The sequence below is a fragment of the Chondrinema litorale genome, from assembly GCF_026250525.1.
GTDB classification, from domain to species: Bacteria; Bacteroidota; Bacteroidia; order Cytophagales; family Flammeovirgaceae; genus Chondrinema; species Chondrinema litorale.
Genome location: NZ_CP111061.1, coordinates 21,392 through 37,295, shown reverse-complemented (window position 1 = coordinate 37,295; position 15,904 = coordinate 21,392). Strand labels below are relative to the sequence as shown.

The 15,904-nt window shown below is 34.4% G+C and carries 17 protein-coding genes; 10 read left to right on the top strand and 7 right to left on the bottom strand.

Annotation, left to right across the window (positions count from 1 at the left end; genetic code table 11):
• Positions 1 to 26: 26 nt before the first annotated feature.
• Positions 27 to 590, bottom strand: coding sequence for a type 1 glutamine amidotransferase domain-containing protein (locus OQ292_RS37810; RefSeq protein ID WP_284689470.1), 564 nt, complete (start codon positions 588 to 590; stop codon positions 27 to 29).
• A 205-nt stretch (positions 591 to 795) separates the two neighbouring features.
• Here OQ292_RS37810 and OQ292_RS37805 point away from each other — a divergent pair, with 205 nt between their 5' ends.
• Positions 796 to 1,287 (top strand): hypothetical protein, encoded by a 492-nt coding sequence (locus OQ292_RS37805; RefSeq protein WP_284689469.1) that lies wholly within the window; start codon positions 796 to 798, stop codon positions 1,285 to 1,287.
• Here OQ292_RS37805 and OQ292_RS37800 read toward each other — a convergent pair.
• Positions 1,277 to 2,047, bottom strand: a complete 771-nt coding sequence (locus OQ292_RS37800) for an alpha/beta fold hydrolase (protein ID WP_284689491.1) — start codon at positions 2,045 to 2,047, stop codon at positions 1,277 to 1,279. The two genes, OQ292_RS37805 and OQ292_RS37800, sit on opposite strands and share 11 nt — an antisense overlap.
• A gap of 806 nt (positions 2,048 to 2,853) precedes the next feature.
• On the bottom strand, positions 2,854 to 3,294 hold the full coding sequence (locus OQ292_RS37795; protein WP_284689468.1) for a hypothetical protein: 441 nt from the start codon (positions 3,292 to 3,294) through the stop codon (positions 2,854 to 2,856).
• A gap of 98 nt (positions 3,295 to 3,392) precedes the next feature.
• On the opposite strand from OQ292_RS37795, the gene OQ292_RS37790 reads away from it, so the two are divergent.
• The 3 genes from OQ292_RS37790 (at position 3,393) to OQ292_RS37780 (ending at position 6,066) form a co-directional block, all read left to right on the top strand.
• Positions 3,393 to 3,662, top strand: coding sequence for a hypothetical protein (locus tag OQ292_RS37790; RefSeq protein WP_284689467.1), 270 nt, complete (start codon positions 3,393 to 3,395; stop codon positions 3,660 to 3,662).
• Positions 3,663 to 3,667: 5 nt separating this feature from the next.
• The gene (locus OQ292_RS37785; RefSeq protein WP_348970707.1) at positions 3,668 to 4,711 is read left to right on the top strand and encodes an IS4 family transposase; all 1,044 of its coding nucleotides are present in this window, start codon (positions 3,668 to 3,670) and stop codon (positions 4,709 to 4,711) included.
• Positions 4,712 to 4,912: 201 nt separating this feature from the next.
• A protein-coding gene (locus OQ292_RS37780) for an IS3 family transposase (RefSeq protein ID WP_284689489.1) occupies positions 4,913 to 6,066 on the top strand; the annotation gives its coding sequence in 2 pieces (ribosomal slippage) (positions 4,913 to 5,126 and positions 5,126 to 6,066; 1,155 coding nt in all).
• Here OQ292_RS37780 and OQ292_RS37775 read toward each other — a convergent pair.
• Together OQ292_RS37775 and OQ292_RS37770 are read right to left on the bottom strand one after the other, a co-directional pair.
• Positions 6,063 to 6,827 carry a hypothetical protein gene (locus OQ292_RS37775; protein ID WP_284689466.1) on the bottom strand — a complete coding sequence of 255 codons (765 nt, stop codon included), beginning with the start codon at positions 6,825 to 6,827 and terminating at the stop codon, positions 6,063 to 6,065. The two genes, OQ292_RS37780 and OQ292_RS37775, sit on opposite strands and share 4 nt — an antisense overlap.
• A 183-nt stretch (positions 6,828 to 7,010) precedes the next feature.
• Positions 7,011 to 7,199: a hypothetical protein gene (locus OQ292_RS37770; protein WP_284689465.1), complete on the bottom strand. Its 189-nt coding sequence runs from the start codon at positions 7,197 to 7,199 to the stop codon at positions 7,011 to 7,013.
• Between the two features lie 89 nt (positions 7,200 to 7,288).
• On the opposite strand from OQ292_RS37770, the gene OQ292_RS37765 reads away from it, so the two are divergent.
• The 5 genes from OQ292_RS37765 (at position 7,289) to OQ292_RS37745 (ending at position 10,924) form a co-directional block, all read left to right on the top strand.
• Entirely contained in the window at positions 7,289 to 7,426 is a 138-nt protein-coding gene (locus OQ292_RS37765) for a hypothetical protein (protein ID WP_284689464.1), read from the top strand.
• Between the two features lie 78 nt (positions 7,427 to 7,504).
• Positions 7,505 to 8,218, top strand: coding sequence for a hypothetical protein (locus OQ292_RS37760; protein ID WP_284689463.1), 714 nt, complete (start codon positions 7,505 to 7,507; stop codon positions 8,216 to 8,218).
• The gene (locus OQ292_RS37755; RefSeq protein ID WP_284689462.1) at positions 8,197 to 8,628 is read left to right on the top strand and encodes a hypothetical protein; all 432 of its coding nucleotides are present in this window, start codon (positions 8,197 to 8,199) and stop codon (positions 8,626 to 8,628) included. Before OQ292_RS37760 ends, OQ292_RS37755 begins: the two co-directional genes overlap by 22 nt.
• Before the next feature lie 321 nt (positions 8,629 to 8,949).
• Positions 8,950 to 9,711 (top strand): hypothetical protein, encoded by a 762-nt coding sequence (locus OQ292_RS37750; protein WP_284689461.1) that lies wholly within the window; start codon positions 8,950 to 8,952, stop codon positions 9,709 to 9,711.
• A gap of 64 nt (positions 9,712 to 9,775) precedes the next feature.
• Positions 9,776 to 10,924: a DUF4249 domain-containing protein gene (locus OQ292_RS37745; protein ID WP_284689460.1), complete on the top strand. Its 1,149-nt coding sequence runs from the start codon at positions 9,776 to 9,778 to the stop codon at positions 10,922 to 10,924.
• 63 nt (positions 10,925 to 10,987) lie between these two features.
• On the opposite strand, the gene OQ292_RS37740 is transcribed toward OQ292_RS37745, so the two are convergent.
• Positions 10,988 to 13,369, bottom strand: coding sequence for a TonB-dependent receptor (locus OQ292_RS37740; protein WP_284689459.1), 2,382 nt, complete (start codon positions 13,367 to 13,369; stop codon positions 10,988 to 10,990).
• A 531-nt stretch (positions 13,370 to 13,900) separates the two neighbouring features.
• On the opposite strand from OQ292_RS37740, the gene OQ292_RS37735 reads away from it, so the two are divergent.
• Positions 13,901 to 14,134 carry a cysteine-rich CWC family protein gene (locus tag OQ292_RS37735; protein WP_284689458.1) on the top strand — a complete coding sequence of 78 codons (234 nt, stop codon included), beginning with the start codon at positions 13,901 to 13,903 and terminating at the stop codon, positions 14,132 to 14,134.
• Between the two features lie 274 nt (positions 14,135 to 14,408).
• Here OQ292_RS37735 and OQ292_RS37730 read toward each other — a convergent pair whose 3' ends face one another.
• On the bottom strand, positions 14,409 to 15,788 hold the full coding sequence (locus OQ292_RS37730; protein WP_284689457.1) for a vanadium-dependent haloperoxidase: 1,380 nt from the start codon (positions 15,786 to 15,788) through the stop codon (positions 14,409 to 14,411).
• Positions 15,789 to 15,904: the final 116 nt, after the last annotated feature.

Sequence of the window (15,904 nt, the reverse complement as noted above, 5' to 3'; positions counted from 1 at the left end):
TAAGACAAAAGCCTCTGTTAATTTACTTATACTGTCATTTGTTCTTGGTGAACACCCTCAGCAAACTCTTCTAGCATTTTGTTATTAAATGCCGGAATGTCGTCTGGTGTTCTACTGGTAACTAAACCTGCATCAACAACAACTTCGCTGTCGATCCATTTTGCACCAGCATTTTCAATGTCAGTTTTAAGTGATGGGTATGAAGTGAGCTCTCTACCTTTTAGCGCACCAGTTTCAATTAATAATTGTGGTGCATGGCAAATAGCAGCAATTGGCTTACCCGCAGCAAAGAAATCTTTTACGAATTTTACTGCATCGCTGTTAGTTCTTAGTTGATCTGGATTCATTACGCCGCCTGGTAATAACAGGCTGTCGTAATCAGATGCTCTTGCTTCACTAACATTTCTGTCTACCACGCACTCATTGCCCCAGTTGTCTTTGTTCCATGCTCTCACCGTATCTAATTGTGGAGAGATTACATGAACTATGGCACCAGCATCTTTCAATACTGCTACAGGTTTAGTAAATTCAACTTCTTCAAACCCATCTGTTACTAATACTGCGACTTTTTTTCCTTGCAAATTATTCATGTTAGTTAGTGTTTTGGTTAATAATTTATTTGCTTAGAATAGTACAAGAACAGTTCCTAGCGTATAGAAAGCCTGTATGGCCATTTTTTCTTTTAAAGTGTTCAAATATTTTCACAGTGGTGTAGAAAAAATTGCAAGGTGAAGTGTGCAGCAATTGTAAAAATCTGTGCGTAAGGGATTCAAATAGAAGATAAATTTTAATAACATGATTAACTATAAACATCTAGCACTACTGCTGATACTTGCTGTTTTTAATTTAGGTTGCCAAGACGAAGAAACCGAAAGTATAGAAAAAGGTGAATCGGGTTACATAATATTCGGACATTTTTACGGAGAATGTATGGGTGAATCTTGCGTAGAGATTTTTAAACTGGAAGCAGACCGACTGCTAGAAGATACCAAAGATAAATATCCATTACAGTCGAGCTATTATGAGGGAGAATACCGCACGCTCTCCAATGCAAAATTTGATAAAGTAAGAGATATGTTTTTTAGTTTTCCGGATGAGTTGTTTGATTACCCTCAAACAATTATTGGAGAACCCGATGCCGGAGACTGGGGCGGTTTGTACATAGAATACAATTTTGAAGGAATTAGAAAATATTGGTTGCTAGACCAAATGAAAGATAATGTACCAACAGAGTTACATGCCTTTATCGATAAGGTAAATCTGTCTATTGATTTAATTAATGATTAATAATTGCTTCTGTTTGGCTATTTGCCTCAATAAAGGCAATACTTTTATTAAAAAACTTTTCGGGGTCTGAAAACCATGGGTCGTGGCAGGCTCCGTTTATGGTAAAAAGCTCTGCATTTGGGAATATATCTGCATAACGATGGCCCCAATCTATATTGCCACAAACTTTGCGGGTGCCATCAAATATTAAAATAGGCAAAGTTATATTTTTGAGGCTACTAAAATAAGGCGCTGTTACCATACTCTTTAAAGTTATTATTGATGGTTGACCTCGAAGCCATTGAACTTCTTTGTTAATATCTAGTGTATCTTGTACAATATTATTAAGGCTATCTTCATAAGAAACAATCTTTTGTTCTTCTAATAACATGGGCACTAGATCTGGCTTGTTTTTTCTGAAATATTCAATACTCTTAGTATAAGAGGCTCTGTATTTATTTTTTGACATATCAGTTCCTTTCCAGATTACTGTTCCAGATAAAATAACACCTTTTATGTTTTCTGGATGTGAGTAAGCATATAAAATGGCAAGTAAACTTCCCCAAGAAGATCCCGCTAAAAACACTTGTTGTTTATTTGAAAGTTGCTTAATAAGTCTGTCTAAATCTTTTACATGCTTTTGCCACTCGTAAATGTCTGCGCTTTCACTTTTGCCACAACCCCGCTGATCGTAATAAATGACTGTAGCAACATTTTGCAAGGCATCAAACTCTGGGCGAAGGTATTCGTGTTGCACAGCAGGCCCACCATGTAAGACAATTACAGTTTCACTTTTACCTCCAATTTTCCAATAAGCTAATGAAGGTTTTCCTTTAATAAATCCATCTTGAGCATAACTTGTAAAACCATTAAGTAGATAGCAAAACTTGATAAAATAGCTTTCATGGATGTTTGTAGATGAGGATTGAAAAAAATAAGGCTATCTAATTATACTAAAAAAATGGCATTTTTGAAATAGATTAAACAAGAGAAATACATTAAAGCGAATTGAAACTATATTTAATGCCAATAATAAAATTGATGATGAAGATTTATTTGTTATCACAAAATGGATAGTAGAAACAACATATGCGCGAATTACTACTCTTATTATTTATAGTGCTTGTGAGTGTAAAAGCATTTTGCCAGACTGATTCTGTATTAATAAATACAAAGCCTGTAGAGTAATTTCCCTTACCTTTAAGTATCAGTTGTGTTATTAGTTTCTTATGATAAATGTGATTAAGGCATTATTACTCATTTTCATTTCATTTTTCTTTTTGCTAGATGGGTTTATTTTATTGACTTGGGGGAAATTTATTTTAAATGTATTTAATGATGGAGGAGAAATGGCAGACTCTATTTTTTTATTTTTCTTAATTGCAGCTACTATTTATTATGGGATAATTACTTCGTTAACATGGAAATTGTTCCGTAAAAATACCTTCAACGGCTCCAAGATATGGTTACAACTTACTTTAATTTTTATATCTGGTATTTGTAGTTCAGTCTTTATTCTTCTTTCTATTTATTAAAGGGTAAATTAAAACCCTTAACCATAAGCCCCTGCTTATTTTTATAGGACCTTCATCTAGCTGAAAAATCAAAACTGTAATCTATACCTATTTGAAATCTTAAACCTGACCAATTTGTATACACACCAGTTTGTAGCCTATAGAATTCTAGATCACTCTTTAAGTTAAAATTATAACCTGTACTCAGGTTAATGTTCACACTTTCAAATAAATTATATGATGCTTTAGCCATCGGTTCTATAAATAGACCTGTATTATCTAAACTTATACCACTATTTACAATCTCTTCATCATAAATTATTAAAATTTCATCTAGATAAAAATCAGTTAAAATCAATCCTGCATTTAGTTGGTATCCAACATCAAACTTGTTGAATGAGAAAATATATCTTTGATATTTAGCACCAATTTGAAAGGCATTTAATAATAAATCTGCTTTATATTCACCTGAATAATCTGCTAAATGATTGCGGCCCCGCAATGCCGTTTCCATAAGGAAGTGCTATACTTTTCAAGTAGTTATACATAAAAAAAGTGTTGAAATTGGGAATAAGTTACGACACTATATTTTCCAACTAAAACACTTTTATAATGGAAGCAAATTTACAGATAATAGCTGAATTAAAAAACTTCATTACCCAAGCCTACAGTTGCAGAGAAAAGTATTGCAGTCGGGTCACTGACTTCAGCCGTCATCGTAGCCTTACATTTACCAATGTGATATTCTTTATTTTAAACTTGAGTAAAAAGAGCCTCCAAGTAGAATTACAATCTGTATTTCCTCATTTAATAGCTCAGGGCATTGCACCCACAAAAGGGGCATTTAGTGGGACTGCCCCAGTAAGGCCAGGTATAAACTAAGATCTATATTTTTTCAGGACTGGAATGCCTGCTTACTGCATCATTACAAGCGGATTTACCCAAGAAAAACATGGGCCGGGTTTGTCGTTTATGGTATCGATGGTACGACAATTAACCTACCCAATACCGCTAAAATATCAAAAACATTTGGTAATTCCTCTAACCAAGCTGCCAGTTACCCAATGGCAAGGGTACTCTGTGCTTATGATGTATCCAATGGTATTTGTGAGCAAAGTAAAATTGCTCCTATTACTAGTGATGAGCTCGGAATGGCCATTGATTTTGTAGATGACCTACCCCCAAATAGCCTGAGTATTTATGATCGTGGATTTACCAGTTTTGTTCTGCTGTATCTTTTAAAAGGTAAAAACTATGTGATGCGCAGTAAAATTACATTTAATAAAAGCATTAAAGACTTTGTGAAAAGTAAGCGGAACACTGCTATGGTTACTTTAAAGGCAACCCATAGTGCTATTGAACGCTTAGAAAACCCACCCTATAGTATAGATAAAAATGCATCGGTAACAGTGCGCTTAGTTAAAGTAATACTTGATAATGGAGAAGTAGAAGTGCTTATGACCTCTTTATTGGATACCCAACAATACCCCGATGCTATTTTTAAAGACCTTTATTTTCTTAGGTGGGGAGTAGAGGTTTTTTTTGACTACTTTAAGAATATTTTGCAAGTAGAACTCTTTTCTGGGCATTTACCGGAAGCAATTTATCAGGAGTTTTATACCATGGTTTTCTTAGCTAATTTACATAGCTTACTATTGAAAGATTGTACCCAGCAACTGGCCTTGGACAATAAGGAAAGAAAATATGAGCATAAAATAAACAATAATGTCAGTGTTGGTAATTTAAAAAATAATGTCATCAAAATCTTTATCCATGAAGAGCCTAAGGTTATCCTTGAACATTTAATCACACTTTTTTTAAAGTCTACCGAAGCTATTAGGCCAAATATAAAAGGACTCAACCGAAAAGGTGTAGAGGAAAATACAGGACTTTTACTAATTACAGGAGGGCTGTCTAATAGTTTATTGTAACTCTTTTGCTTATGGAAACGGCATTGACCGCGCGCCCCTTATCGACCACCGCTGGCCTGATAACTTCATTCTTTACTGGATGACGTTTGGATATGCTACATTAGTTGGTACATAAATTAACAGGCCATAATTATTAACTTTAACTATTATGGGCAAAAAGAAACAGTACGAAAAAGAACCGTCGTGGAACGATTCAAGGAAATGATAGTTGGCTTATTAGAGGCAGGTCATACAGCACGAAAAGTATCAGAGGATTATGGTCTTTATGAAGGTATGATCCGAAGATGGAAAAGAGAAAGTAGGGAAAGAAGTGGTGTATTTTCTGATAAGCGCAAACTCTCATTGACACCTGAAGAAAAAGAGATTAGAGAGTTAAGAAAGCAATTGAGAGAAGTAGAATTAGAACGTGATATTTTAAAAAAGGCGGTGAGTATCTTCTCCAAGGGAGACGGGAAAAGTACGAGTTCATGGCAGAGAACTGTGGGGTTTTTCCCGTTGAGATGATGTGTAAGTGTTTGAAGGTAAGCAAGAATTCCTACTATTCTTGGAGACGTAGAGAACTCGCCAAAAGAAATATAGAGACCAAAAAAGATATCCTCAAAAAGCATATAAAAGAGATTTATGATGACAGTAAGGGCACTTATGGAAGTCCTCGAATAACAGCTCAACTCATCAAAAAAAATATAAAGATATCAAGGTCCTATGTGGCCAGATTAATGAAGTCAATGGGGCTCAAAAGCATTCTGGCAAAGAAATTTATAGTCACTACTGATTCTAAACATGAACATCGCGTAGCTGATAATATCCTAGAACGAGACTTTAAGGTAGAGAATATCGGGATGGTCTGGGTATCTGACATTACGTATGTCAGAGTTGGAAACAACTGGAATTACTTGACTACGATCATTGATTTGGCAGACAGAAAAGTAGTAGGCTGGTCACTTTCAAATGATATGACAGCCGAGAATACAGTATTACGGGCCTGGTCATTGGCGAGACAAAGACGTGATATCAAGGATGGTTTTGTCTTTCATTCTGACAGGGGAGTCCAATATGCATGTAATCAGACAAAGAATATTTTTTCTTTTCATCGGAAAATAACCCAGAGCATGAGTCGAAAAGGTAATTGTTGGGATAATGCCGTGGCAGAAAGTTTTCACTCCGTGCGGTTCAAGACCATCAAATATGAAAGTCTAAATAGACAAAAATTTGATACCTCTGAACAGCTTTACCAACATATCCATGAATATATTGAAGAGTGGTATAATGTGAAACGGATACACTCAAGTTTAGGATACATGACTCCACTGGAAAAGGAAATTCAACTGAAATTCAATTTAAAAAAAGCGGCCTAAGTAAATGTGTACCAAATTAAGTTGCAATTCCAGTTCCTATGGGCCGACTCAATGGCACCACTGCCTATCAATACTCCATTTTTTCGCAATGTCCCATAATACATCCTGTGTAGGTTCTTCAAGTAATATTCCTTGAGCCTTGTCAACATAGGGAGACTTTCTGGGACAACTCTTTCAGCTAGCCAATCCATATGACGAGTGAGTGCCTCTACCCGGTTGGAAACTCGGTCAGTGAGCAGATAATTTTCAACACCACCTATCCAATTATCATATTCTACTTTCTCCTTGAAGGCCACCTTGGCAAAGTCATGGGCATATTCCATAGCGTGGCTTGCAGCCGCAAAATAGTCAAGGACCTGCACGGCACCAGGATATTTCTCTGTCACCCACCTCCAAATCCACGGTGCCCCATCTGCGATGAAAATCGGGGGCTCCACTTTGGGTATGATACGTTGTAACCTTGGTAAAAAGACGTCTGCTGATCCTAAGTAGGCCACATAGTCCGAGTGACCTATTTTCGGTGGAGTATCCTTTAAGGCTTCCTCGATAGGTACCTGGAATACACTACCTAGTTTGGTCGCGTGGCGATCCACTTCTTTCCACTTCTCCTCTCTGGTGAACAACATTGAACCGTCCATCTCTATATAGGTGTAGTTGGGCTTTAAGGCTATTTCGAATGTCACATCTTTTTTTTCATTCTCTGCTTGTACCGCCTGTTCGTCTTCTAATATCTGACCTATCTTCTCACTGACCCTTTCCACTTGCTTGCTTGGCACTTACCTTGATCCCTAAAAGCTTTTCCAGAGTTTCACTGGCTTCTGCGAATACATGGTCTTTCCCCAAGAAAACCATCAGTTCCTGAAGGTAACCACTTATCCTGAACCCATTTGGGCAGTTGGCCAGTGGGTCTTTTTTGTCCATGACCATCGTACCGATACTGGTCTTTACTTTTTTTTCTTGTTCTTCTTGTAGTCGCCATCGCCAAGATCGTCCTGAAGTACCTCTCTGCCCAGTTTGAGCCATAGTTCTACAAACGATTTTTCATAATTATAAAAGTCGGTCTGACCTTTCTGTGAAGCTTTCCAGGCTTTAAGTTCATTGGCTATTTTCAGGGTGATGGCATCTTCTTTCATTTAAAGGGATTTTTTTTGGTTTGTACTATTACAAGATAGTAATTATCATTGATAATCCAACGACACCAATTTGGTTTAGGAAGTTTGTCGTGCACCCATATAAATTCGATGTTTATATTTTCAATCCGTGGAGTGGTGAGTTTATAGAAAAGAAAAAAATGAAATCTATCAGAGAATGGGAACGCAGAAGCGGTTCAGCCACTGGTTTAATCCTAGATGAAAATTAGTGTATCACACGCTAAAATCTAGTAGTTGAGTGATGTGTTTCTAATATTAAAAATAACTGGGTTTTGATGATATTCTTCATGATGAAAGAATTGAATAAGTTTGATGTATATTTTAATAATTTCAAGTCGTACTTTATTGAGATTGAGTTTGAAACTCAAGATTCTGTCAAGGGAGGGCTAGAAAAAGATATATCTATTGCTGAAGAAAGCATCTCAGGAGTTTTACCTGCTGCTTATAAGTCCTGGCTTCGGGTTTTTGGATTAGATATGTCTAAGAAACTTTTTGATGGAAATTATATTACTATAAGTGCCCTTTTAGAAGCATCGAAACAAGCTTGCAAGGATAAATATGATATTATAAACTATCAAGATGCACTTTTTATTAAATATGAAGATACAACAGACTGCTATACTATATTAAGTTCTGGCTTTTACTTAGATGACCCAAAAGTATCTATATTTATTGCAGGTGATGATTTATTTCAAGAAGGTAATTATTTTACTAGCTGGATACGTGAATCTATTATCAAAATGATGAAAATATTAAATCATCTGAAACTCATGTCATTTAATAAGGAATGGCTAACTCTAGATTCTTTCTATGCTAGAGTTAATGATGCAGAGAATATTAATTACAATAAGCAAAGAGAAGCTTTTACAAGCATCATAGAAAATAGAGATCACCAAAGAGGTATCATTACCATGCCAGATGATTTTCAGCAAGAATGGATATCTTATATTAAAGATAATGGAATGAATGATTATATAAATTGGAATTACAAACAGGAATGATTAATAAACTTGTTGAATACCGATTAGTTAATATTATTGCTATGAAATTATTCTTGATATTCATGTTATGTTCCTGTAGTAATCAAATAGTTCAGGAAGAGATTGATGGTAAATGGTCTTTATGTAAAATTGAATATAATGTTGGAATAGAACTTTATAATGTTTGTCCTGAAATCGAATTTGCTAAAGATGGTCAAGGTAAAATCCTAATATCATCAAAGTTAGAAGTTAGTTTTACTTATAAATTGTTGCCAGATATTAAAAAAATTAGATTTTCACTTGATGCTGGGCGGCAATACTTTTATGAAAACGAATATAATTATAAAATAAACATAGAGAATAATTTAGAAATACTTGAAATAAGTTCTAGAAGCGGAAAGAAAACATATATTTTATCAAGAGTAAAATAATTTATAGTTGTAATCTATAATAAAAAGTTAAGCATATTCACTTACAATCTTTTTCCACATTTTCGATTCTAATTCAGCATTCTACAAAATCTGCTTAAATGATATTATGTTAACTAATAAAAGCAGTCATCTAGCAAGAATACCTACTAAATCAAGTATTTCTCTAATCCTCCTAATCTCTCGATTAAACAACCTATACCTCATATTTTTTTAGCTTACTTGACTAAAGTAAATGCTTTATCATAAAAATTAATTATTATTAAAATTCGGGATAATTATGATTAACTATTTACTAAGATTTACAATCTTAGTATATTTAACATGGAGATAATTTTTAAAGTTGAATTAATGCTACATCATCACAAACACAAACTTTTAGTTTTACTTTTATTCCTAATTGGCTTATCAGCTAAGGCGCAAGATACCCAAACCCTCACAACTAGTAATAATTTGCAAGAATCTTTTGATTATTTAACTAAGATGTATAATGATTCTATGCAAACTAGTCCTGCCATTTATAAAGGCAATGAATATAAATTCTATTCATCGAAAATGATTAATCACCCATTTTTCTACAGCGAAGACTCTGGCATTGGAGATATTTCGTTTGATGGTATTTTATATAAGGATGTGCAGTTTTACTATGATACGCATTTGCAACAAATAGTAGTAGAACATGACAAAATTTCTTATCCATTTATAATAGAAAATAACTTAATAGACTATTTCATCATTTTTGAACATAAATATGTGCCTTTAGAAGAAGACAGCAACGGTCTAATAAATGCTGGTTTTTACGATTTGCTTGTAGATGGAGATGTGAAACTGTATGCTAAAAGACATAAAAGTATACAGAAAGAAATTGATGACGACCAATTAAAATATTGGTTTGACGATGAAGATAAATATTATGTGCTTAAAGATGATGTTTTCCACAAAGTAAAGAGTAAAGGTTCTGTACTCAAAGTATTAAAAGACAAGAAAAAAATATTGAAAAGTAACATCAAAGAGAGAGGAATTAAGTTTGGCAAAACCGCAGAAAGCGGATTGTTATTAACAGTAGAATATTATAATCAGATATAAAGGTTTATACCTTTAAAATACTAACGATCAATTATTTAGATTACCCTTTTAACTAGCAATTAAAATGAAACTAAACTTTAAGCATACCGCATTTATGGCGGTAATTGTTTTTGGGTGCCTAGAAGAATACACACCCGATTTAAACAATAATGATGAGCGTATTTTAGTAGTAGAAGGCAGAATTGGCAATAATGTAACAAGTATACAACTTAGCAGAACCACCGAAGTCGGATACGATAGTTTAGCCTCTGAAAGTAAGGCAAGAGTAAACCTTGAAGACGAAAATGAAAATATAGTTGCGGTATTGACTGAAGTAGATAATGGCGTTTATCAAGATAGCCTACCTCTTGAATTTGATAGAAAATATCGAGTGAGAATAACTACTAGCAATGAGCAAGAATATCTCTCTGAAGCAATGGAAATTCTCGATACCCCTCCAATCGATAGTATATTTTGGGAGAATACAATTAATGGCATTACTATTTATGTTTCTACGCATAATGATGTAGATAACTCGCGATATTACCAATGGGAGTTTGATGAAACCTATGTTTATCGTGTTATGTATTACTCAAATTATTATTTTCAAGCTAGTGATACAACGGTTCACCGTAGAAACCCTGAAGATCAGGTTTATTATTGCTGGCAATCGTACCATAACGAAAATATAAAGATTGGCTCTACAATTCAATTCTCAGAAAATGTTGTTTCTAAAAGAAGTTTAACAGAGATAATTCCCTCAGATAATCTCAAATTCTCAATAAAGTATTCTATTAATGTAATTCAATCTTCCATTTCTGAAGACTATTACAACTTTTTGGATTTACTGCGGGCAAACTCAGAAGATTTAGGTTCCATATTTGGCCCTCAACCTTCTTTGTTAACATCTAATGTCAGCCCGGTTAATTCAGACAATAAGGTAATAGGTTACATAAGTGCAAATACTCTCGAAGAGAAAAGGATATTTATTGAAAGATTAGATATTCCTTATAGAGATATACCAGCAATTTTTAATACTTATTGTTATGATACTACTGTAGTAAATACTCCTGTAAACCTTTATGAACAATTTGGTCAACTAAATGGGTTAATACCTCTTGATGCAATTTATGGTAGTAGTCCCATACCTGATTCTTACTCTGGTGCACCACCCTCTTGTGCCGATTGCAGAACTGGAGGTGGCGTAAATAAAGAACCAGACTTTTGGGAGTAGGTTTCAACAAAAAGCCCTAATTCAATAAGTGAATAAGGGCTTTTTGTTAATTTATAGTTGTAATTAAAATTTGTAATTCAAACTCAATCTAGCATTTCTTGGAGGATCTGTTTGCCAGTAATAAGCACTTAACCAAGAGTAATAAGAACCACTGTATAAATATTCGTCTAATACATTAAATACATTGGCTGTGATTTTAATTCTATCTTTTTGCCAGAATAAACCTGCATCCACTTTTACATAATCTGGCAGTGTTTGGCTTGGGTCTGGAGACTCATCCCAATAAGTTTCTCTGTCTGCTAACCAAGTAACACCAGCAGAAAAACCAGTCCCTTTTAAAACACCATTTTGGATTTTATAAGTTAGCCAACCATTTACGGTATGTTTAGCAAATCCAGGTATAATATCTCCTTCGTCTATATCAGTAATTCCCTCAGTAACCTTTGTTACTTTTGAATCTGTATAAGCATAGTTAGCGATTAATTTCAAACCATTTACAATGGTACCTCTCAAGTCGAACTCAATACCTTGCGATCTTTTCTCACCTAATTCTACACTTAATCCAGAGTTTGGATTATTTGGGTCTGAGGTAATTTCATTGTTTTTAAGAATTCTGTAAATGCCTAAAGTACTGCTCCACTTTCCACCAGCCCAATTTCTTTTGAAACCAATTTCCATATTATTTCCAGTAATTGGCTTTGCATCATCACCATTAGTTAATGTACCTGCCTGCGGGATAAATGCTTGATCGTAAAGTGCATACACTGAAGTGAAATCGTTCAAAGAAACACTTAAGCCTACACGAGGAGTAAATCTTTTTGCAGTAAGTGGAGTGCCGCCATAAGAAGATTGACTCACTGTAGTATATCTGCCTGCAAGCGTTAATCTCACTTTATTATTAATGAAACCTAGTTCATCTTGCACATAAACACCCGTATATCTTTGGTCGATAAGACCAGCTACAGCTTGTGCTCTTTCTTCAAGTGGAGTTGTATAATCGAACTGGGGATAACCATTTACAGGAACACCATAGTAAGGATTTAATGGATCAAACTCTGCTCCTACTGAATCTAGCATGTGATATTGTCCCCAATCGGCAAAGTATTCTTTGTTACCAAGATCTAAACCACCTAATATTCTATGTCTTACACTACCAGTAGTTACATCTCCATTTACAAATACCTGCCCCAATGTCATTTTACTTTTAGCATCCCAGCTACTTACTGTTCTCAGTATTTTTCCATCTTCGTAAACAGCTCCTGGCCACATTGAGCTCCCTTGCTGTTGGTAATTGAAATAAGCTAATTGACCTGTAAGTTTCCAATTGTTGTTTAATTTATGCTGGAAATTAACAAAGAAACTGTGATCATCTATGTTAGTTGCAGGCATGCCAGATGGCAAGGTTGTAAATTCTACAGGGTATGTAGCAAAACCATCAGGAGAGAATACATAATAAGAACCTACATCACTCATCTCTGCACGCTGGTATGTATATTCTAATGTTAACTTAGAATTTTTATCGAGTTGGTAAGAGATAACTGGAGCAATTACATACCTGTTGTTAAACTCATTATCTCTGTGCGATTTTTTGTTTTGTGCAGCCAGATTTAAACGATAAAGTAACTTTCCATCTTTACTAAGTTTGCCGTCCAAATCAAGAGTAGATCTGTATAAATCGAAACTACCTACAGTAAAAGAAACTTCGCCTTTGGTTACACCTGTTGGCTTTTTGGTTACTACATTGTACAAACCACTTGGGTCACCATTTGCCAACATAAAACCTGCTGGACCTTTTACAAATTCGATATGGTCTACAAAGCTCATATCTTCTGTAAGTGGGCCCCAGCTAGAATTCACTACATTAAATCCATTACGGAAAGCCTGTATTTGTGAGCCTCTTACTTTAATGTTTGTATAAAGGTCGCCCCAGTGCTCTGTTCTTACAGCTCCACTCACATTTCTAATTAGGCCATCACTCATACTGATAACCTGCTGGTCTTCCAACACGGCTTTAGTTACAACTTGTATGTTTTGAGGAGTTTCTATTAATGGTGTATTTAACCTTAAACTTTGAGAAGGTGCTTCTTCATTATATTGGTTAGCATTTGCCTGAATTACAACTTCACTTAACTCTTGTGCACTTTCATTCAGTGTAAAATTTATGCTTAGAGTTTCTCCGGCTTTTACTACAATTTGACTTTCTTGTGTTTCAAGTCCAACAAATGAAGCAATTAAGGTATAATTTCCAACAGCTACGTTTTCGATTTTATAGTTTCCTTCATGGTTTGTAGTAGAACCTTTTGTTGTACCTTTCAAACCAACGTTTACATATTCAGCTGGTTTCCCATCTGATGTCGTGATGTTCCCCATTATGTTTCCACTTTGTGCATTTACTGCTAAAAGTGTTAAAACATATGCTAGTACACTTAGTAAATATAACTTCATATTATGTTTATTTTTATTAAGATTAATTCTAAATAAAGGCAAAGTTATATTGCAAATCGACTTTCACAAAATATGGTGGGTAAAATTTTTATATGACTTCTAGATTTGAGGAAAATAATGAGAAAAGAGAAGCTTTTTCTTAAAAAATGAGCTTGTTACAAATAAAGAAAAAGCATTAAAATGTATATGTGTAGATATTTATTTAATACTTCACCTTAAAAGTTGAGTTGATGAGTATCTTTCTATTGCTGTAATTATTTACCACTGGGTTTTTGATCTAAATATTCGACGGTAGTTTCATTGATATTGGATGGGTAATTTAGAATTGTATACATTTTAATATATCCATATTTCTATTTTAAGGTTACAATAACCTGTTGAGTATCAGCTAAAAAATTGATGTTTTATATAGGCAAAAAAAGCTTAATTCACCTTTTTTGTATTGGTTATAATTCATGGTTACATATTGTTATATTTGTATAAGGCAATCTTCAACCAGTGTACAAGCCTGTTCACCTAACAGAAAATATAATGAAAAAACATGAAGATAAATATTGCCCCCGTTGTAAGTCCCAGTTCGAGTGTAAAGTTGGATCTATTACACTTTGCCAATGCGCTACTGTTAGCTTGAGTAATGCCGAAAGAAACTACATAAACATGCTTTACGATGACTGTTTGTGTGCCAAGTGTATGGAAGAGCTGAAAGTAGAATATCAAAATAACTTGCTCAAAGAGAAAATTGATGCGCTTTCAAGATCAAATTAGTATTTAATATCTTATATAGGATTCATACTTTAATGAAATATTATTTATAATTATTCTAAATAATATTTCACTTTTAGATATTTGCTCCTATCTTTGCCTCAATTTATAAGTATTCTAAATAAGATTAGTTCTATCTGGAAATTGCTTGAATATAATTTAAAGCAGTAGCCTATTTAAGTTCTATTGAAAGTCAATATCAAATCGACATATTAAGTAGTAACCCTCTTCTATATTAGCAGAGGGTTATTTTTTTATCATTTATGTAGTAAAAATTTTAGTTAATATCTGAGCTTGTAAACTCTTCTGTGTGATCTGAGTCAATTACTAAAGGTTTTGTTTCAATTTTTTCAACCGTACCTATCACCCATTCTCCAACTTTTAAACCTTGCTTTGTACCGTTTTCATTCGCATCTCTGTAATGGATACCACCATATAATCTTGATACTGCCGCTTCTTTTGCAGCAGCCATAAAAGACGAATAATTCCTAGTTGGTAAGCTAAACTTTATCTCTGTGCTATCTATAAAGCTAAAGTTATCGCCAAAATAATGGGTGAGAATATATGCCGAAGCAGCTGAGATTGTAGAATGCCCACTGGTATATTCTGGGAAAGGAGGGGTTTGTAAAAGTGGCTCCCAATTAGGGTCGATATATTTTCTAATAGCCGTTTCTGGTCTAATGCGATCACTACGGTATTTTTCATCCCAACAAGAAAGAAAGGCATCCATCAATCCAACAGAAACTACTGTATGAATCTTAAGTGTCTCTTTAAAATTCTTATTTTCTTTGCGGCAAGCAATACCAGTGATTCCAATCCAATGTGCTCCGGGAGAAATTTTCTTAAGTGCCACCATTAAATGCCCTGTGGTTTTAACAGCAAAAGGATTACAATCCCAAAAAGTTGCTATCGCTCTACTATTATCACCTAAATTTATACTTCCTTCTTCATACACTTCCATCATTAATTTATAGAAAGGAGAATCTTTTTCTGTGCTAAAAGCTACTGGTGGATCAGGTTTAAACTGAGCAGCAGAATCTAAAGTGAATGGGCGTACTGTGTTAAAGTATGGTTCTACTGCTGCAAAAAAAGCGGGCGGTGTTGGGTACCAATACCCCTCTCCTTCTAAAGGTGTATATTTAGGATAGTTAGAGGTTTTATTATATCCATCTACTTTAGCATAGGCTAAAATCTGCTTACTCACGTCTTGTGCATACTCGATAGATTTGTTTATTTTTTCTATAGAATATCCAGCGCGTTTGCAAGAATCTAAAAAGTTTTTCTCGTAATCTGCAATTAGACTACCAGAAGGTTGCACCTTTTTAGCAGTCGCCATCATAGCAAGTAAAGCGCTTAATTCTACAGAGTAGCCTTCTACCTGAGGTTTTGTAATTTCTGGAAATTTATTCAAGCTGCCTTGCATACTCGGATAAATGTTGCTGTTTAGCGATAACACCTCATATCCTGAAAGGCATATATAAGAAAAAAATCTTGCCGCAAGAGGCGGATTCGTTACATCATGAACCATTACATCAGTAACATGCTCAAGAAGTTTGTCTATTTCGTTACTTGGTACTTGTATTACTTTATCTTTTTTTGAGCTACACCCACTCAAGTAAATACACAATCCAATGATCAATATTATGTGTTTCTTCATCTCCATTTTGGTTTCAACTAACTCAAAAATGATTTTAGCATCTAAATCATCAAATACTATTCAAGTAGTTTACCAATTTTTGTAAAAGTTAAAAAAAGCCGTTGTTAGTTAATTAG